We start from the raw sequence: 16,644 nt of genomic DNA, 5'->3' as shown, positions 1-16,644 counted from the left end.
TTAAAATTCCGCTTTAACAAGTTAATAGCTTTAGTTATCCAGTGCACTCAATGCCGTGTCAATATCGGCCATTAAAGTACTATCATTATCTTGTGATGCTTGTTGCTTAGCCGTGTTCAGATATTGTCTGGCTAAATCATTATTGCCCTGCTTCGCATGTAAAACACCGAGATGATAATTAAATACCGCCACATTCGGATCTAATGAAACCGCCTGCTCCAGCACCGGTTTTGCTTCATCGAGCTTATTCAGTTTTACATTGACCCAACCATAACTATCCAAAAAGTAAGGTTGAGTTGAAGACTTAAAGCGTTGGGTGATTTCCAACGCACGGTTTAAGTTTTCTGGCGACTCAAACCGATCGGTTAATAAACTGGCTAAATTATTAGCAGCAATATCCACATTATTATTCTTTTTCAGAATTGCATCGTACAAATTACGTGCTTCACCATAATTACCCCGTGACTCTTCTATAGAAGCCAGTTGTAGTGAAAAACGGATATTGTCATCAATATTATCCACCGCTTGTTTTAATACTTTTGCAGCCTCATTTAATTTGTCATTACGTAAGTAATAATCTGTTAAGAGCGAGTAACCAAGCGTCCAGTTTTTCTGTTCAGCAATTTTTTTCTCAAGAATAGTGACAGCCTGTTCCGCTTTGTCGACCCTAAAGTAGTGAATAGCCAGAGTGGCATAACCATTCATTGAATTAGGATATTTTTGGTTGAAATTATTCAAATAGCTTTCTAGTTGCTCATTTTCATCCAATGCTTCCATACTGGTAGCCAGTCCCTGCATTGCACGACTTGAATTAGGTTCCAACTCAAGAGCAGCTTCATACTCGGCCTTGGCAAGCGCGTAGTCCCCCTGCCCTTCGTATAACTGTCCAGATAATAAATGAGAAAGTAAGGTATCACCTTGCTGGTCTTTAAGAAGGTCAATGGTTTCAATGCCTGCTTTCCAGTCTTTCTTAAGAATTCTGACCTCTGTCAGTTGTTGCAGTAATGTAGCGTTGGTCGGATTTTTGTCTAAAGCCGTCACCAAAACTTGTTCAGCCTTATCGTAATTACTTTCTTGAAGCAACATACTCGATACTGTTAAAGCAGCAGTTGCGTTATAAGGGTTGGCTGCTAAAGCTTGTCTAAAACTGTCTTCTGCCAGGGCTTCAGAACCTTGTTTCTGATAGGCTTGCGCAAGTAGTATCATGGCTTCATCAGAATCAGGCGAGTTTCTTAATACGGTCCTTAAATCTGTGACTGCCTGGTCATACTTTTGATCGATTAAGTCCAGTTTGGCTCTGACCAACAACGCACCACTTTCCTCAGGAGCAACATCGAGAACTGCCTGAGCTAATTCACGTGCCTTGTCGAAATCCTGTTTTGACGCATAGTAAGACGCTAACATTACACGCGCCTTATTTCCGTTAATACCCTGTGGGTCTTCCTCAACAATACGGTTAAGTTCACTGACAGAACCATCCACATCACCATTTTTATCTAACAAGGCCGCTTTAGCAAAACGCAAGTCATAGTTTTCAGGTGCGGCTTTAATCATCTCGTCCAGTTTAGTGAGTGCTTCTTGAGGATTTTTCTGATTAATTAGTCCCAATAAAAACTGCTGAGCTTCAGCGTCATCAGGATGGTTTTTCAGGAAAGACTGTAAAATGTTTAACGCATCATCATATCTATCCAACTGCGAGACTAAAAGTTTAGCGTAAGACAATACCACTTCGCGTTCATCAGGCTTTCGCTCTAAAATTTCTTCATAGACATTCGCCATACCCTTGTAGTCTTTCATTTCGTTATAAAGACTTAATTCGATTAATCGTAATGACAGATCTTCAGGATATTTTTCTACAGCGTCTTGAGCTTTTGCCAGTGCGGCAGGTAACTGACCTTTGTCTTTCAAGATTAAGACTTCTAAAGACAGAATGTCTTTATGATCAGGATAATCTTTTGCTACTTCAGCAAGCAGTTTGGAAGCTTGATCAAACTTCTGCTCCTTAGCCAGAATAGAGGCTTTGAGAATTCGACCATCAAAACTTTCAGGTTTTAAAGACAGCGCTTTATCGGCTCTGGTCATCGCTTCATCGAGTTTACCGCCCAGCAGATAGAGTCTTCCAAGTTTAATTTGAGCATCTACATGGTTGGGGTCAAGCTGTTCAACTGTGGTCAGATTAGCAAACATTTGCTTCCAGTTTTTGCTTTGCTCATCTAACAGGGCTAATCGATAGTAAGGTTCTGCTTGTCGGGGATCAATCTGAATAGCATTTTTATATTCCAACCGAGCTTTGTCATAATTCCCGTTATCAAAAAACTCGTTACCACTTTCAACATAATCCGCTGCACTATCAGCAGAACTTCCACATCCCGCTGCCATCCCCAGCATCAATACCAGCAATAAACCTTTACTCGCTTTCATATCCCTACCTTATTCCGCAATATATTGTTTTAACTTTGGCTCGGCGACCTGCATAAACGACAATATTCGTTGTTCTGCCTGCGCCGCTGTTTCATTGTCTGCCACCATGGTGACCATTCTCACCAATGAGCCATCAGTTCTGTTTTTAATGATTGAATCTTGTAATAAATACCACTTGTTAATGTATTCATTCGCGACAATACGACCATGCCCCTGGAACCAGTAATACACGAGTTGTTCTTGTGTGCCTTTTTTAATGATGACACGATTGGCGGGGTGGCCATTCGCTTCGATTCGGTCAAATGCAGCTATCTCCCAACCACCGCCAGGAATACATACGCGTGGAGAATGTGGTGACTCACCTTTACGTTGCGTTTCATAATAAGCCACATAAAAGTTGACTGTTTGTTTCTGCTTATTTTGATAGTTAGCCAATAAATAATCAGTCATCGCCAATTTGGACTCAACCCTGTCATCTAGAGGCATTTGATATCCTGTCCACTCATCCAGTTTCATCGGAAAATTTACTAAGGCATTATGCTCTGGAATGATTTCCTGACGATTATCAATATAGTGTGTTACACCATAGCTTGATAAAAGGGTGAGAACAGTCAGAGAAAAAATTATCAGATTACCTGATGACGAAGCATTGTTTTCATAAAATATTGGTTTGGTTTTATTGTATTGCTCTACCCCGAAGACATCGGCAAACGAATAGCCCGTTGTCAGCTTTTCCATTAACCAAATCAGCAATGCAAGTAGGCCAGCACAGGCCATGAAGATAATCCAGCCTTCAAAATCATGTAAAAAACCTTCTGCTTGAGCAATACCCCAGTTATCCACCAGCACACCAATCACACCAATTCGGAAACTATTCATCAAAATCGTAATAGGGATGGTTGCCAGAAAAACGACTGCTTTTTTCCAAAAGCTGGCACGGTAAAAATAAGCTGCAATAAACCCAAGACTCATCAATGGGAATAAGTAGCGTAAACCACTACAGGCCTCAACCACCTGAAGTTTGTATACGCCAAGGTCAATAATATTCCCTTCCAGATACACGGGAATATCAAACAGGCGAATGACCTGAACACCTAACCAGGATGACACCAACTGCAATTTCGCCGTCAGCACGACCTCAATGACGTAAGGTAAAGGTATGGCAAATAATAGTAGCAAGATCGGAGCGAGTGTATATCGACTGGCTTTACCAAGAAAAATCATGGACAAGCCAACCAGAGTCAAAACAAAGGAATATTGAATCAGAATAAATAAGGCGCTTAATTCTCCAAGTATGTATACGAGCAGTGAAAGAAGAATTAAAAAATAGCCACTCCACATGGGCCGAGAGACCGATGAGAGAATCAGATCTTTTTTCTCCCAAAGTATATACAGACTGACCAGTGGAATGAGGAAACCATGACTATACTCTTCCTGGGTATTCCACCGCGTATATGCTTCAGCAATTCCCCCCCAATAGGTGATAAAAGCCAACACAAGCGTGACTATAAATACACTTGCTTTTTGATAGCTTAACACTGTGCCCGCTCCTTGCTGTTTCATGTAATGAATTAGCCTGAGATTACCTTGAATCGTTTTAAAACACCAGCTAATGACATTAATCGTTTTATTTTCTGTTTGGGATTCAAAACAATAAGCTCACAACCTGCCAAATTAAGCTTGCCCTGAAGTGTCAATAACCTCGCCATAAATGAACTATCAATATAGCTAACACCAGACAAATCGATCTTTAATTGAGAGTGATTAGCTAGCACCATGGTACTTATCAATGCATCTAATTTTTCAAGATTATCAGACTGAAAATATCCGGCTAAAAATAAGGTGTATGTGTTTGGCTGCCAGTTGACGGCATTATCCTGACTCATACCACGCTTATATTTTTTATTCACAAAATAATAGGGAAGTTGCTTTGTCAGTAATAACCAACTCAAACTCCAGCCATCTTTTACATACCGTTTCCACAAGTTTGGCTCTTGTTTTATACGCCAAAGCCATTCCAGTCCGAATTTACGCCATTTCTCAGGCGCTCTGACAACTGAACCAGCCACGAAATTAATTACCGCCCCCAAATGGCTAATCACTGGCGCGTTTAGCTTCGCCATATTATTCATAATCCAGGCCTGACCTTTTTTGGCACCCAGCGCAACAAGCAAAAAATCAGGTTCTGCGTCATTAATTTTCTGGATAATATTGTCCTGACTCATTTCTTCAATACTGATAAAACCCGGATCATAAAAACCAACACTCACCATACCCGCGGAATCAATATTAAGTTGTTTATGAGCTTTTTCGGCAACACCGCTTTCACCACCAAAGAAAAAGACTTTAATCGGTTCCTCTCTCTTTTTTTCGGACAAAAACTGAAATAGATCTGAACCGGCTACTCGTTCTTTGACCGGTAATTTCATCATTTTAGCCAGCCAAACTAGAGGCATGCCATCGATCACGGATAAATCACTGACCGCGACTGATTGATAAAAGGCATCATCTTCATTCGCCGTTATGGTGAAATTAATATTTGGGGTAGAGAGAAAACAGCGTTTTTTTGATGAAATAGCCTGCTCGATTAGGCTTGCTGATTCAGCAATACTGACAAAGTCAAAAGGCAAGCCCATCAATACATGTTGTTTGTTTCGCTGATCAAGGTCAGGAAAAAAAGATGTGTTACTCATTTTATAGTCTCATCGCGAGGTAATCCCCACATTTCCTGGTGAGAATTCCTGGCTGGTAAATCAAAACAACAATGTGCATAAATCCAGCCGATTAATTCAACCAGTACCGTTTTGGCTCCGGCACTGGTTTGCCACCAATATTGCAAAGTGAAGTCCTCAGGCACAGCACGGATAATACCAATGGGTATGGGCAAAGCATTAAAGGCCTGTTGATATAAAAACTGAGTTCTACGGCTGTGAACATCAGCAGAAAATACATTAATGCCTATCACTTTATCTCCGACAATTGATGACTCAATAAATTGTCTCACCATCACGGCACTTAAGTAGGTTCTATCCTGAGCGGAAGCGGGAGTGGCAACAACCTGTAACTTATCCTCATCAAGTCCGAATAAGGCTAGCTGATATGCCGCTTGTTCAGCATATGAATCGAACTGGTCGGTAAAATTTCTTGCTTCAGGGCCGCCGGTAGTAATGACCAAATCATAATGACCTGTTTTATATTCAGTGTAAGCCTGACTGAGTGCGGCTGGCTCAAGCCAGCCTTCTACCACTAGAATATTAGCTTCAACTGGCTCTTGTTTCGCTAAAAAGAACGCAACATTGTTTACAAGAAATACGCTTATGGTAAGCAATAACAATATAGTAATAATTACTGTCCATAGCGTAGGAACAAGAATATATCGTCGTCTGAAAAACCGTCCCTGTTTTTGCATCTAAAAACGACCGATTGTTTCAGTAAATAATGTCTGCAAACGCCTGGCGTTGATATCCTGTGCAAACTCTTGTTGAACTTTTTTCTCGGCATTACTGATCAGTGTCGTCCTTAAAGCCTGGTCCTTTATGAGCTCGAGCATCGCTACAGCCAATTGTTCGCTGTTGTCAGGCTCAATCAGCATGCCGGTTTGTTCATTAACCACCAGCTCAGGAATACCTGAGATCTTTGAGGATACGACGGCCGTCCCCACCATCATAGCTTCCATCAGCACGACCGGGATACCATCCATATCGCCCTGCTTATCTTTTTTACAGGGTAAGACAAACAAATCCAATCCAGTAACAAATTTAACCACCTGATCGTGAGGTAATGCCCCTAAAAATGTAACTTTATCGGTCAGCTCAAGTTGGTTGACTTGCTGTTTTAATTGCTCTTCCAGTGGACCTGAACCAGCAATCTCCACTTTAAAATCAGAAAAGCGAGTACGCATGATAGCTATCGCAGAAATAAGAGTATCAATACCTTTTTTCTCTACCAGCCTGCCTACCAGACCAATCCGTACCGGAGTCGATAAGTCTGTAGAAGGCTTGCGGGTAAAGACTCGACTATCAACACCGCAGCGAATAATCTCTAATTTGTCAGGCTCAACTTGATAGGTCTGCTGAATATAGTGACGATTAAAGTCAGAAATTGTGGCAAAAAAACCTGACCTTCCGACCTTTTTATCTAACAATAAACCGCGCTCAAATATATCGTTGGCATGAGCTGTTACGCTGAAAGAAATACCTGAAAGCATACTGGCATACATCGCAATATCAGTGGGCACATGTGCAAAATGCACATGTAAATGCTGAATATCATTGTCTAATAAATCTTGTGCCAGCTTAGCTGCATAGAAGAAGCGATAAAGAAGACCTCGTGCATCACGCGATAGAATGTTCACTTGGAACATATCTTTCACACACTTACTAAGTTCTTTGATGTAGTGAATAGGTTTTTTAGTCAGTAATTTGAGATGACCAAAAAAAACAGTCTTTTTTGACATTGCATAAAGGTATATAACCTTCGACCTCAATTCATCAAGGTGTTGATCAGTGGCAGGCATGATTGGTTTATGCACAGAGAACGGTATTATCTCATGGCCTAGTTCAGTCAAGGCCAGAATTTCGTTATATACAAATGTGGCAGATAACGCAGGAATCTCAGGTGCCAGATATGCCAGTTTCAAACGTATTCCCTTCTAGCCGTGAGATTGTTGCCAAACAACAGTTTGTTGTTCGTTTAACTGTCGGGTTGCTTCAGCTTTCCCTTTGACAAGACATTGCCATTGATAATGACGAATAAACGCAACGAGAGGTTTGTCAGCAAAGCGTGGCTGACGGGTCAGCATGCTTTTCACATAGCCCCACCACATAGCAGCTCCCCCCAGAAAGTAAGGAGGATGCAACATACGGAAAACCGAGGAAGCGGTCATATAAATCAGCCCAGTTCCCATAAAATACTGACCAAAACCATGACGCATACGACCAGTAAATATCCCCTTCTGACTTGACCCCATAGGTCTAAGGTGGATGAATTGTAAATCAGGCTCATCCCAGCTCACCGCTATCCAGCCCAATTGACGGCACTTATGACAGTCAATTCCATCCCACATCACCTGTCTAACAAAGCCACCAATTTCTTCAAAACAGCTTCGGCGATAAAACTTTGTCATGCCAACAGACATCTCATCACCACATTTCTCACTTATAAGCTCACCAGATTTTTTATCTCTGAAATATGCTTTACCACTGCATGTACCAATACGTGGATTTTGCTTCATGCGGTCAATCAAAATCTCAAAATAACGTGGGGGTAAATCTAAATCCAAATCAAATTTACAGATAAAATCAAACTGACTGACATCCACCTGATCATAGCCATAATAAAAGGCCTCGATCACACCAGGCCCTACGCTACGGTGACCACGATTCTCACGTGTTATCACTTTGATGAAGGGATATTTCTCTGCGTAATCAGCCAAAATCTGTGGCGTCGCATCAGTAGAACCATCATCAACAATCACCCATAGATCAGGCTTGACGGTCTGATTCACGACACTATCCAGTGTTATCCGCATATAGTCAGATTCATTGCGACATGGTGATACCAATAAATAACTCATAATCTTTTCCATAATCCTTCATTAAGGTGATTCAAAATTGGAATCCTAATCAGAAATAGCTATGCCACCCCTTGTTAACTGCAAACTTTTTTTTCCATGATACTCTCCACAAGTTGTATTACGAGGTTTCCCCATAATTGACTGGACTTCTTCATTTCATCAACATGGTCTTTTAAATGTTCTCTAAGAGAAAGATAGTAATCAGGGTTTTCTATAATGTTGATTAATTTATTTTTTAGATCTTGTTTATCATCTGCTCGGAAAACTGAACAAGCATCAACAAAATAATCCTTTGCAGGTACTACATCTGAATAAAGACAAGGAACGAGATGAACAGATGATTCGAACCCTACCTTAGCAAGTCCCTCATTAAAACTAGACATCGTTGGGACTACTAGTAAATCAGAAGAATGTAAAAATTCATGAACCTCTTTACCTGATAAAACTCCAATGTACTCAAGGGCATCACTCTGTGAATCACTAATAGATCGTTCTAATAAACCCACAGCTGTACCAGAGCCAGCAAAAAAACATTTTAACTCTGGGTAATCTTGTTTTAACTCATTAATTACCTCAGCCAACAAGAAAATACCTTTGTTTTTCTCAATCCTCCCTAGATATGCAATACGTCGAACAGATGATGAATTGTTTGGAGTGAACTCATGGGTAACAGCAGGAATTTGAGTAAGAACAGGTACATCATTTATATGCATTGATTTGTATTGTTCAGCACATTGGACTGATGTACAAAGTGCACCATCAGTAAGCCTGATATTACTTTTGATAACGTAATATTTAATTTTTGATTTCAAATTAGAGTATGGCATCCGACCAGCACTCCAGTATGTATTATGTATCGACAAACATAATTTCCATTTTTTATTTTTCAATAAAAAAAGCAACATTACGGGAACATCTGAGCCAACTATAACAAGATCAGGCCGGAAAGCATCAAGAGTTTTTCTGATATTTCTTAATCTTTCAAATTGAGCAACAAAATAGCTTTTCGATTGAGATGTTTCAGGTATTTGAGAAAATGATATCCAATCATCATGTATTTTAGGCGGCTTATTAGTCGTGATAACTTGCAACTTAGCTTTTAGTTTTTTACAGGCACTGTACATCATAGATGAATATGTCAGTACTGGGATTCGAGGGTCTTCTATACCTTCTCTCCAGTAATTGTATGTACCAACAACGTCACCAGGACCAGGAATATACGTTATTTTGATCATAGAATTGACCTTATAGGATTTGTATCTTTCTTAATAAATAGAAACGTAATACACTCAGAGCAGCTATAACTCGCTCACCCTACACTGTTGAGTTGCTACTTATATTCAATTAAGCCTTGTTTTCTTCCAGTTAACACATTCCTGTAAAATACAAAAAGCCCCAGTGTTTGTGGAATCTTTGCTAAAAGGTTCGATGTTGATACTAATAAAGATTGTAGAAGATCTCTATTGTTAGATTGATCTCGTAGCACCGTTCGAATAATTTGCATAATGAAAAGTATTAAACACCATAAAAAAACTGGCTTCCATAAAGATAACGAGAGTGTAATGAGAAGCAACCCAGACCAGAAAATATTACTTCGAACCTCTTTAAACCTAAATTTTTCTGTGGTTTTACCATGTAGAAAGTATGACTCAGCATAAGCATGGCCAGCTCTCAGATGTCTCTTCCACCATTGTGAGACTTTAGTCATGGCTGCGTCATGCAGTGTCATTTCTGCATCTAGACGCATAACCCTCCACCCATTCTGACGCATACGAAAACACATCTCAGGCTCTTCTCCAGCAATAAGGCTGTCACGATAGCCATTCACCTGTTGAAATGCCTTTATTCTTATCAGGGCGTCACCACCGCATGATACTGATTCACCGACTGGAGTATTCCATTCGATATCACAAAGCTGATTGAATACTGAAGCATTTGGATACCTTTCACGTCGCCTGCCGCATACAACAGCATAATCGTCCGAAGATTCGAGAAAGTCTAAAGCTTTACTTAGCCAACCAGACTGTACTTCACAATCACCATCCACAAATTGGATAAACTCAATTTGTGGATGGTGATTTTGTATGCATATAGCCCCCTCATTGCGAGCTCTTGCAGCAGTGAATGGTATTCTAAGGTCAAGATTGATTACGTGAACACCAATTGATTTAGCTATCTCCACACTTGAATCTGTAGAACCAGAATCAACATAAACCACATAACGAATCTGTTTACGAAGAGATTCAAGACAAATTTTTAGACGCTCACCTTCATTTCGTCCTATTACCACTGCACCAATATTTTTCATATTATGATTTCGTTATCGCGTTTACAATGATATCTGCGACGACCTTATTATATGGTGGTGTGATGATTTCAATATGGCTACCATCAACCTCATACACTTCTGGTTTCTTACCTAGGATATCTTGCCAACCATAATCACTTTCAAAACTGACACCACTACCCCACTCAGAGCGGTCTTCTGCTTTGATGAGCAGGACTCTCGCATTCAGTTCACCACTGATTTTATTATAATTTTTCAGAGCTCGATGATAGGCACGTTTTCTCATTGAGTCTATATCAATCTTAGTTATAGATTTCCCTGCCACCGCATTTTTTAAAGAGGTGTATGCAGACTTAAACAAAAGTTTGCTTCTTTTAGGTAAAGTTCGCTTCACTGTCTGTGGAAGTATTGTGTCAAGCATGACCACAGCCTCAACTATCTTTCCAAGTTTCTGAAGAGCTACCGCCGTCTCTATAGCGATCATCCCACCAAATGAGATGCCAGCGACTATATATGGTCCTTCAGGTTGATATCTGAGAATTGAGTCGGCGTATGCTTTAGATAACTCTATTGTGGATATATCAGACTCTTGTCCATCAAGTATTTTCTTAAATAAAGTCTCTTCTTGTGCAACGTAGATACCATATACAGAATTCTGACTTGGTAATGCATCAGCAAGGTGTTGATATAAATTGATCCCACATACGAAAAAGATAGGAGTGGCGTTCTCTCCTTTTTTTAAAGGAACTACAGATGACAATGTTCTTGGTTCACCTTTGGATACATGCTCCGACAGAGTTCTTATCGTTTGATTTGTAAATAAATCTCCCAGTTCAAACTCTACGCCCGTTGCCTGAACCATCTCGTGCACAGCCATAACAGCAGTGAGTGAGTCACCACCTAATGCAAAAAAATTATCATCTATTCCGATGGCATCGCGTTTTAGAATGCCTTGCCAAACTACAGATAAACTCAACTCAAAGTCATTACGTGGTTCATGATAGCTCGCCTGTTTGATGCTAATCGCAGTTTTGTTTGTATAAAGCTCCGCTAGGGCTTTCCTACGAACCTTGTTCGTATTTGTTAAAGGAAAGTCATTTACTAAACAAAATTTTGCCGCACTTCCTCCGTTGATCCCTTTTGAGGATAAAATTTTGTATGTTGTTTCGATTAGCTTATCCGTGTCTATGTTGGCGTCAGCTTTCACCGCAACAAGTACAGACTCGCCAGTAAAATCGTTACTGATAGCTCCAACAGCTAGTCCATCTTTGATTTTTAATTCTTCCCGAATCTCACGCTCAATGTTGTCAGGATTTAATTTAATCCCATTACAGTTGATTTGATCGTCAGCTCGTCCTAAGTAATGAAGGAATCCATTCTCTAATTTCCCGAGGTCGCTTGTATGAAACCAGCGCTCATCATCCACATTGCTTATTGGTTTACCATGTTTGAGGAGTGTCTCAGACACATGGGGTCCCCTAATACAGATTCTCCCATTTCCATCAATTTTTAGCTCTGTATGACCATAAGCTTTTCCGACTGATTCCAACAGTTCTCCTTCAGTATTATCTATGCGTAAGAAAGTCGTACGAGAAGCTTCGGTAAGACCGTAATGCTGAGCAATTATTGCGTTAGGAAAAAGACTTTTCAGTTCTTCTTTTTCCGAACGGCTCATATACTGACTTCCAATTTCAATCCATTTTAAGTAATTGGCTTCATTCCCAAAAATAGCTTTATTTTTTAACAATACTCGCCATAGACTTGGTACTGCAGATATTGAATTGATTTCCTTATTACTTAACATTTTTTGAATTTCGACAGGGTCAAAACCATTCTTTGGAAGGTAAGCACTCCCTCCTATAGATGAGATAGCTCTGAAACGACCAAAACCAAACGAAAAATTTGCAGGAACCCCAACATACTCTTTGATTGAGCTATCCACCTCCATCACTTCGTTAAGTCTTTTTGTTACGTCCGAGAGAATTCTGTGCGTGAGCAACACGCCTTTTGGTTCCCCCTCAGTGCCTGATGTAAAAGCAATCTGAGCTAGTGTGTCATCATCCCTAAATGTATTATATTTAGAGCTAAACCACCCACTCACTAATTCAGGCTGAATAATACTACTAGCGCCCACCATTTCGATACGAGCGTCATCAATATCTCTTAAAAGAACTACAACTTCATTTTTCTCATAACAGGAAAAAATTTTCTCAACATAGTCTAGAGAATTTAGAGAAACAACACCTGTAATTCTTTTGTCAAACATTTGTAATCCTAATTCCTGTATTACTCGACACGACTCTTACAAAAAAATTAATAGTACATAGTACAAGGGTGGTTAACTTTTTAACTTACACGAAATATTTTAACTACAGTCATTAACGTGGCGTGTTTATTTTGATAATTTTTGCAGGTACTCCAACTGCAACTGCATAGTCAGGCAAATCAATAGTGACAACTGCGTTTGCACCAATTGTCACAAAATTACCAACACTCACGTTGCCCAAAATCTTAGCTCCAGCACCAATATTAACGTTATAACCAATTTTGGGCGCATCATGGGGAAATTCGGTATTTTTGTTTCCGATTGTGACTCCTTGGCGAATAATACAGTCATCTCCAATAGTTGCATTGCCATGGATCACAATGCCATGCTGATGCTCGAACACAACACTTTTACCGAGTACTACCGTATATGGTAGCTCTATTCCGTATTTGAAACGAACATGCCTTTCCATAATTCGATATAAAAAACTCAGAGCAGCTCTTAACATTCGAGGTCGAATAGACATTCGCCATCGTCCAAAACGATAGACAATCAAGGTCCTAAACCCAGCCTGGTTAATTGATTTATTATTCGCCTTTAGATCATCCCTAATATTTGAAAAAAACATATCAGAGTCTATCTAACCATGAAAAGAAAATACTATTGCGCCAAAAATCAAACCATAAATACTTAGGATCATTTTTGAATCTTAATCTGATGATATCTAGAATCTTATGAAGACTAAACATTACTCCCCAAGATAAATCAGCCAATGCGGTATAAAATAAACCATAATTCTTCAAAAAATAATGTTGTCTTGACTTAAACCAGTATTTCGGCCGTCTTCGGCGGAGACTATCACCACTAACAATACCAGTACTTTGTCCAACATAATGAATGACCCTGCTAGATGGAACAAACCAACAGTCCCAACCAGACTTTTTTGCCTGCAGACAAAAATCTGTTTCCTCAAAGTAAAGAAAATAATTCTCATCCATTAATCCAATATCTTCAATGACCGAATACCTAATAAACATACTTGCACCAGCCAACCAATCAACGATTTCAGGCTGAGTAGAAATATATCTAGGAGAAACTAAATACTTAGAAAACAGTTTATCCGTTACCCCTAATCTCAAACCTGACAACAACTCACTTTTCAGAGAATGAAACCTAAATGCAGACTCTTGGAGTTCTCCATTTTCACCCTCTAAACTACTACCGAGAATACCTGCGTCAGGATACTTATGAAAAAAACTAGTCAGATTATTAAGAGCATCATCCAGAAGGTAAGTATCAGGATTCAAAAGCCACACATATTCAGGAGGAGTCTTGAGATAATTTATGGCATGTTTGATTGCTAGATTATTACCATACGAAAATCCGCCATTATCTTCTGACTCAACTAATAAAACAGTGTGTTTTAAATCCTTTGCATCAATAAATTTCCTTAAAACCTGAACTGAGTCATCTGGAGAGTTGTTATCGACAATAATCACTTTATCTCTAGTGATATCTAATTGACTGACTAACTGTTTAAGCATCCTACAGACTAAATCAGAGGAATTGTAATTTACAATTGAAACAAGCACCCTAATCGTGTTGTTAGACATCATCTATCAACCTAAGTATTTTTTTGATGTGAAGCATCATTTTGAAATAATTGTCCGTAAAAAGCACTTAACTCTCTCTTAGTATTTGCTAAATCATACTCTCTAGCTTGGTTATAGCCCTGCATTCTTATTTGTTCTTTCAAGTCAGGCTGACTCAAGAGATTACGGAGATCTTGTGCTACTTTAGTGCAATCACCATCTTTTGATACTAATGCAGTTTTGTTGTCAATCATAAACTCCGATGCCGCGCCACCCGTAAAACCAACGACAATACATGCACAACACATTGCTTCCAGAGGAGGCAAACCAAAGCCTTCTGGATAACCTGTTGCTAGAAAAATATCTGCCTGCTGATATTCTCTAATAAGTTCGTCTTGAGTTAGACCATCCACGATTTTAAATTCATATGGAGTATCAATAAGTAAGTTCTTGATGTAGTGAAGATCATTTGGATTTTTACGAGACATAGCAAGAATACGATTATTCTTTTTAGAACTATCACCGGGTTTAAAAAGAGATGTGTCGATTCCATTGGTTATGGTTTTGACATTGATCTGCATTTGTTCGCGAACATAATTACTGCAGAAATCACTACAAGTAATGACAATATCGTAGCCCAACTGTATATATGTTTTGTGAATATCAATTGGTTTTCTTCTGGACCAAAGGCCAGCCCAATTTTGTAAAAACATTATCTTAATGCACTGATTGAAAAGTAATCCCTGATATGGCTCAAATTCGGTAGAAACAACCACATCAGTACTATCAATAGTATTAATTACATCTTTATATTTTACAGTATTGATATCATAACCATAGAAATTACCCTCGTACTCTCCCATTAGTAAGGGAAAAGCCTCATAACCAAGTTCCCTGAGCAATACGCAATGTTGATAAATAATCTTCACACCACCGACAGGCTTCGGTGTTCTTAGAAAACAATCAGATAGGTATTTACGTACCCCCCCATGTCTTAAGGAACTAAGTACTCCCTTAAATGAAAAAGCCTTTTTTTTATATAAGTCAGGGATTAGGTAATAAATTTTTCTCACATTCCCCCCCTGTCTCAATCACTGACTCTCGCATAGTTAACTTCTCTGATAAAAAACTTCTTTTGGTTGAGCCGTAGAACTGGTTCCTGATCTTTTCTTTATATATAGAACTCTTCCTAACAACGAGCCAACTACTAACCAATATAGCGGATTCATTGAAGCATTAGGTAATTGGTCAATTAGAATTACAGCGACTATTAATGCATGAGAAGATAATAACTTAGCTTCATTTATCGGTAAGATATTCTTCTTTCGTTGCAAACTGTACGACATCCACAGTGGAGCTATAATAAAAAATGATTCTGTCAAAAACCCCAACCATCCTCTGATACCCAGGGTTAAAATCCATTTTCCATCGGTTGTACTAATATCTTCCCCCGTGTTGATATCGTAAACACGATTTCTTCCCCATCCTCCCCATCCAACTAATGGTTTCAGATTCGCATGGGCAAGTAATATATTTTCATTCTCAAATCGATATTCTAACGACCCTGCACGCTCATCACTAAAGTTTCTGGCTAATTCAACTAACTGTTTATGAGGAAATAAGTGTGTTGCACTGAGAATTGGGTAAGTCACATATAACCCCCCAATCATAAGAGCAGCAAAATGAATACGTCTATTTGAAAAAAACATAATCATTACTAATAAAAAAGCACCATAGATTAACGCTGCTACGCTTTTCTGAAAAATAAGAGCAACAAAAATACCTGCCAGAATAGCCCCTGTGGCTACAGGTAATACTTTTATTTTTAACCGTTGAAGTGTTGCTGTACACCCGATGCATACAGCCAGAAACATGGCGACAAGTAATCCATGCCCCATAAAAACAATAGATCTGAACCCTCCATCACGAACTTGCTGTAGCCATGAATGAGGAAAATAGCCATATAGCTGTTTATGTAGTTGTGGACTCATTCTTACTTCATATAGAGTTAAGAGGCCATAAATTACACCGGCAATCACAAAATACTTGAACATGGTTAATTGTCGGTCGTACGTATTGAAGTATCGAATACCAACCAGTAATGGAAGAATAGTTAAAAAGCTCAAGACTGAAGAACTGATACCGTCATAAAGCGTTAGTGCAGGCAAAAATAAATACCTACTGGTGTTAGCTAAAGAAGTCAACACAGGAGAAATAACAAAAGCTACAAAAACAAGCTTCATCATTTTACTTAAGTCCATAAATCCAAGCTTTTTGCCTAGTATGAAAAAAAATAGAATGAAACTCATTGTTATTATTGTGAATTTGTCAAATGCAGGAATGCCAGGAAGATTTATTGAAAAGCCAACAGGTAAGAACATATATCCACCCATCAACCCGAGCAGAGAACCGTTAGCAATACCATATCGCCTGATTGATAGATATATAAGGAAAGGCCATACAAAGATAGCCATATAGGCAATGATATTCGGCATTATAGAGT

General features: G+C 39.2%; 13 protein-coding genes. All 13 read right to left on the bottom strand.

What is annotated here, in order from left to right; translation table 11 throughout:
* Positions 1–30: 30 nt before the first annotated feature.
* Positions 31–2,421 (bottom strand): tetratricopeptide repeat protein, encoded by a 2,391-nt coding sequence (locus tag B2248_RS13770; RefSeq protein ID WP_273179980.1) that lies wholly within the window; start codon positions 2,419–2,421, stop codon positions 31–33.
* A gap of 9 nt (positions 2,422–2,430) precedes the next feature.
* Positions 2,431–3,984, bottom strand: coding sequence for a VPLPA-CTERM-specific exosortase XrtD (gene xrtD / locus B2248_RS13765; protein ID WP_273179977.1), 1,554 nt, complete (start codon positions 3,982–3,984; stop codon positions 2,431–2,433).
* An 8-nt stretch (positions 3,985–3,992) separates the two neighbouring features.
* On the bottom strand, positions 3,993–5,114 hold the full coding sequence (locus B2248_RS13760) for a WecB/TagA/CpsF family glycosyltransferase (RefSeq protein ID WP_273179974.1): 1,122 nt from the start codon (positions 5,112–5,114) through the stop codon (positions 3,993–3,995).
* Positions 5,111–5,830: a hypothetical protein gene (locus B2248_RS13755; protein WP_273179972.1), complete on the bottom strand. Its 720-nt coding sequence runs from the start codon at positions 5,828–5,830 to the stop codon at positions 5,111–5,113. The genes B2248_RS13760 and B2248_RS13755 overlap by 4 nt, the downstream gene beginning before the upstream one ends.
* Positions 5,831–7,060 (bottom strand): glycosyltransferase, encoded by a 1,230-nt coding sequence (locus tag B2248_RS13750; protein WP_273179970.1) that lies wholly within the window; start codon positions 7,058–7,060, stop codon positions 5,831–5,833.
* Positions 7,061–7,072: 12 nt separating this feature from the next.
* Positions 7,073–7,996 carry a glycosyltransferase gene (locus B2248_RS13745; protein WP_273179968.1) on the bottom strand — a complete coding sequence of 308 codons (924 nt, stop codon included), beginning with the start codon at positions 7,994–7,996 and terminating at the stop codon, positions 7,073–7,075.
* A 74-nt stretch (positions 7,997–8,070) separates the two neighbouring features.
* Entirely contained in the window at positions 8,071–9,231 is a 1,161-nt protein-coding gene (locus B2248_RS13740; RefSeq protein WP_273179965.1) for a glycosyltransferase family 4 protein, read from the bottom strand.
* Positions 9,232–9,326: 95 nt separating this feature from the next.
* Complete coding sequence (locus B2248_RS13735; RefSeq protein ID WP_273179962.1) at positions 9,327–10,304, bottom strand: glycosyltransferase family 2 protein; 978 nt, start codon at positions 10,302–10,304, stop codon at positions 9,327–9,329.
* A gap of 1 nt (position 10,305) precedes the next feature.
* Positions 10,306–12,549: an AMP-binding protein gene (locus B2248_RS13730; RefSeq protein ID WP_273179959.1), complete on the bottom strand. Its 2,244-nt coding sequence runs from the start codon at positions 12,547–12,549 to the stop codon at positions 10,306–10,308.
* A gap of 112 nt (positions 12,550–12,661) precedes the next feature.
* Positions 12,662–13,075, bottom strand: a complete 414-nt coding sequence (locus B2248_RS13725; protein ID WP_273179958.1) for a serine O-acetyltransferase — start codon at positions 13,073–13,075, stop codon at positions 12,662–12,664.
* Between the two features lie 103 nt (positions 13,076–13,178).
* Positions 13,179–14,162: a glycosyltransferase family 2 protein gene (locus B2248_RS13720; protein ID WP_273179955.1), complete on the bottom strand. Its 984-nt coding sequence runs from the start codon at positions 14,160–14,162 to the stop codon at positions 13,179–13,181.
* Between the two features lie 11 nt (positions 14,163–14,173).
* A complete protein-coding gene (locus B2248_RS13715; RefSeq protein ID WP_273179952.1) occupies positions 14,174–15,214 on the bottom strand; it encodes a glycosyltransferase family 4 protein in 1,041 nt (346 codons plus the stop codon).
* 36 nt (positions 15,215–15,250) lie between these two features.
* The gene (locus tag B2248_RS13710) at positions 15,251–16,636 is read right to left on the bottom strand and encodes a hypothetical protein (protein WP_273179949.1); all 1,386 of its coding nucleotides are present in this window, start codon (positions 16,634–16,636) and stop codon (positions 15,251–15,253) included.
* Between the last annotated feature and the right edge of the window lie 8 nt (positions 16,637–16,644).

Origin of the sequence: Methylophaga sp. UBA2012 (assembly GCF_002335235.1) — a bacterium.
Classification (GTDB): Bacteria; Pseudomonadota; Gammaproteobacteria; order Nitrosococcales; family Methylophagaceae; genus Methylophaga; species Methylophaga thalassica.
The sequence above is the reverse complement of the archived record's forward strand: the minus strand, read 5'-3'. Positions and strand labels throughout refer to the sequence as shown.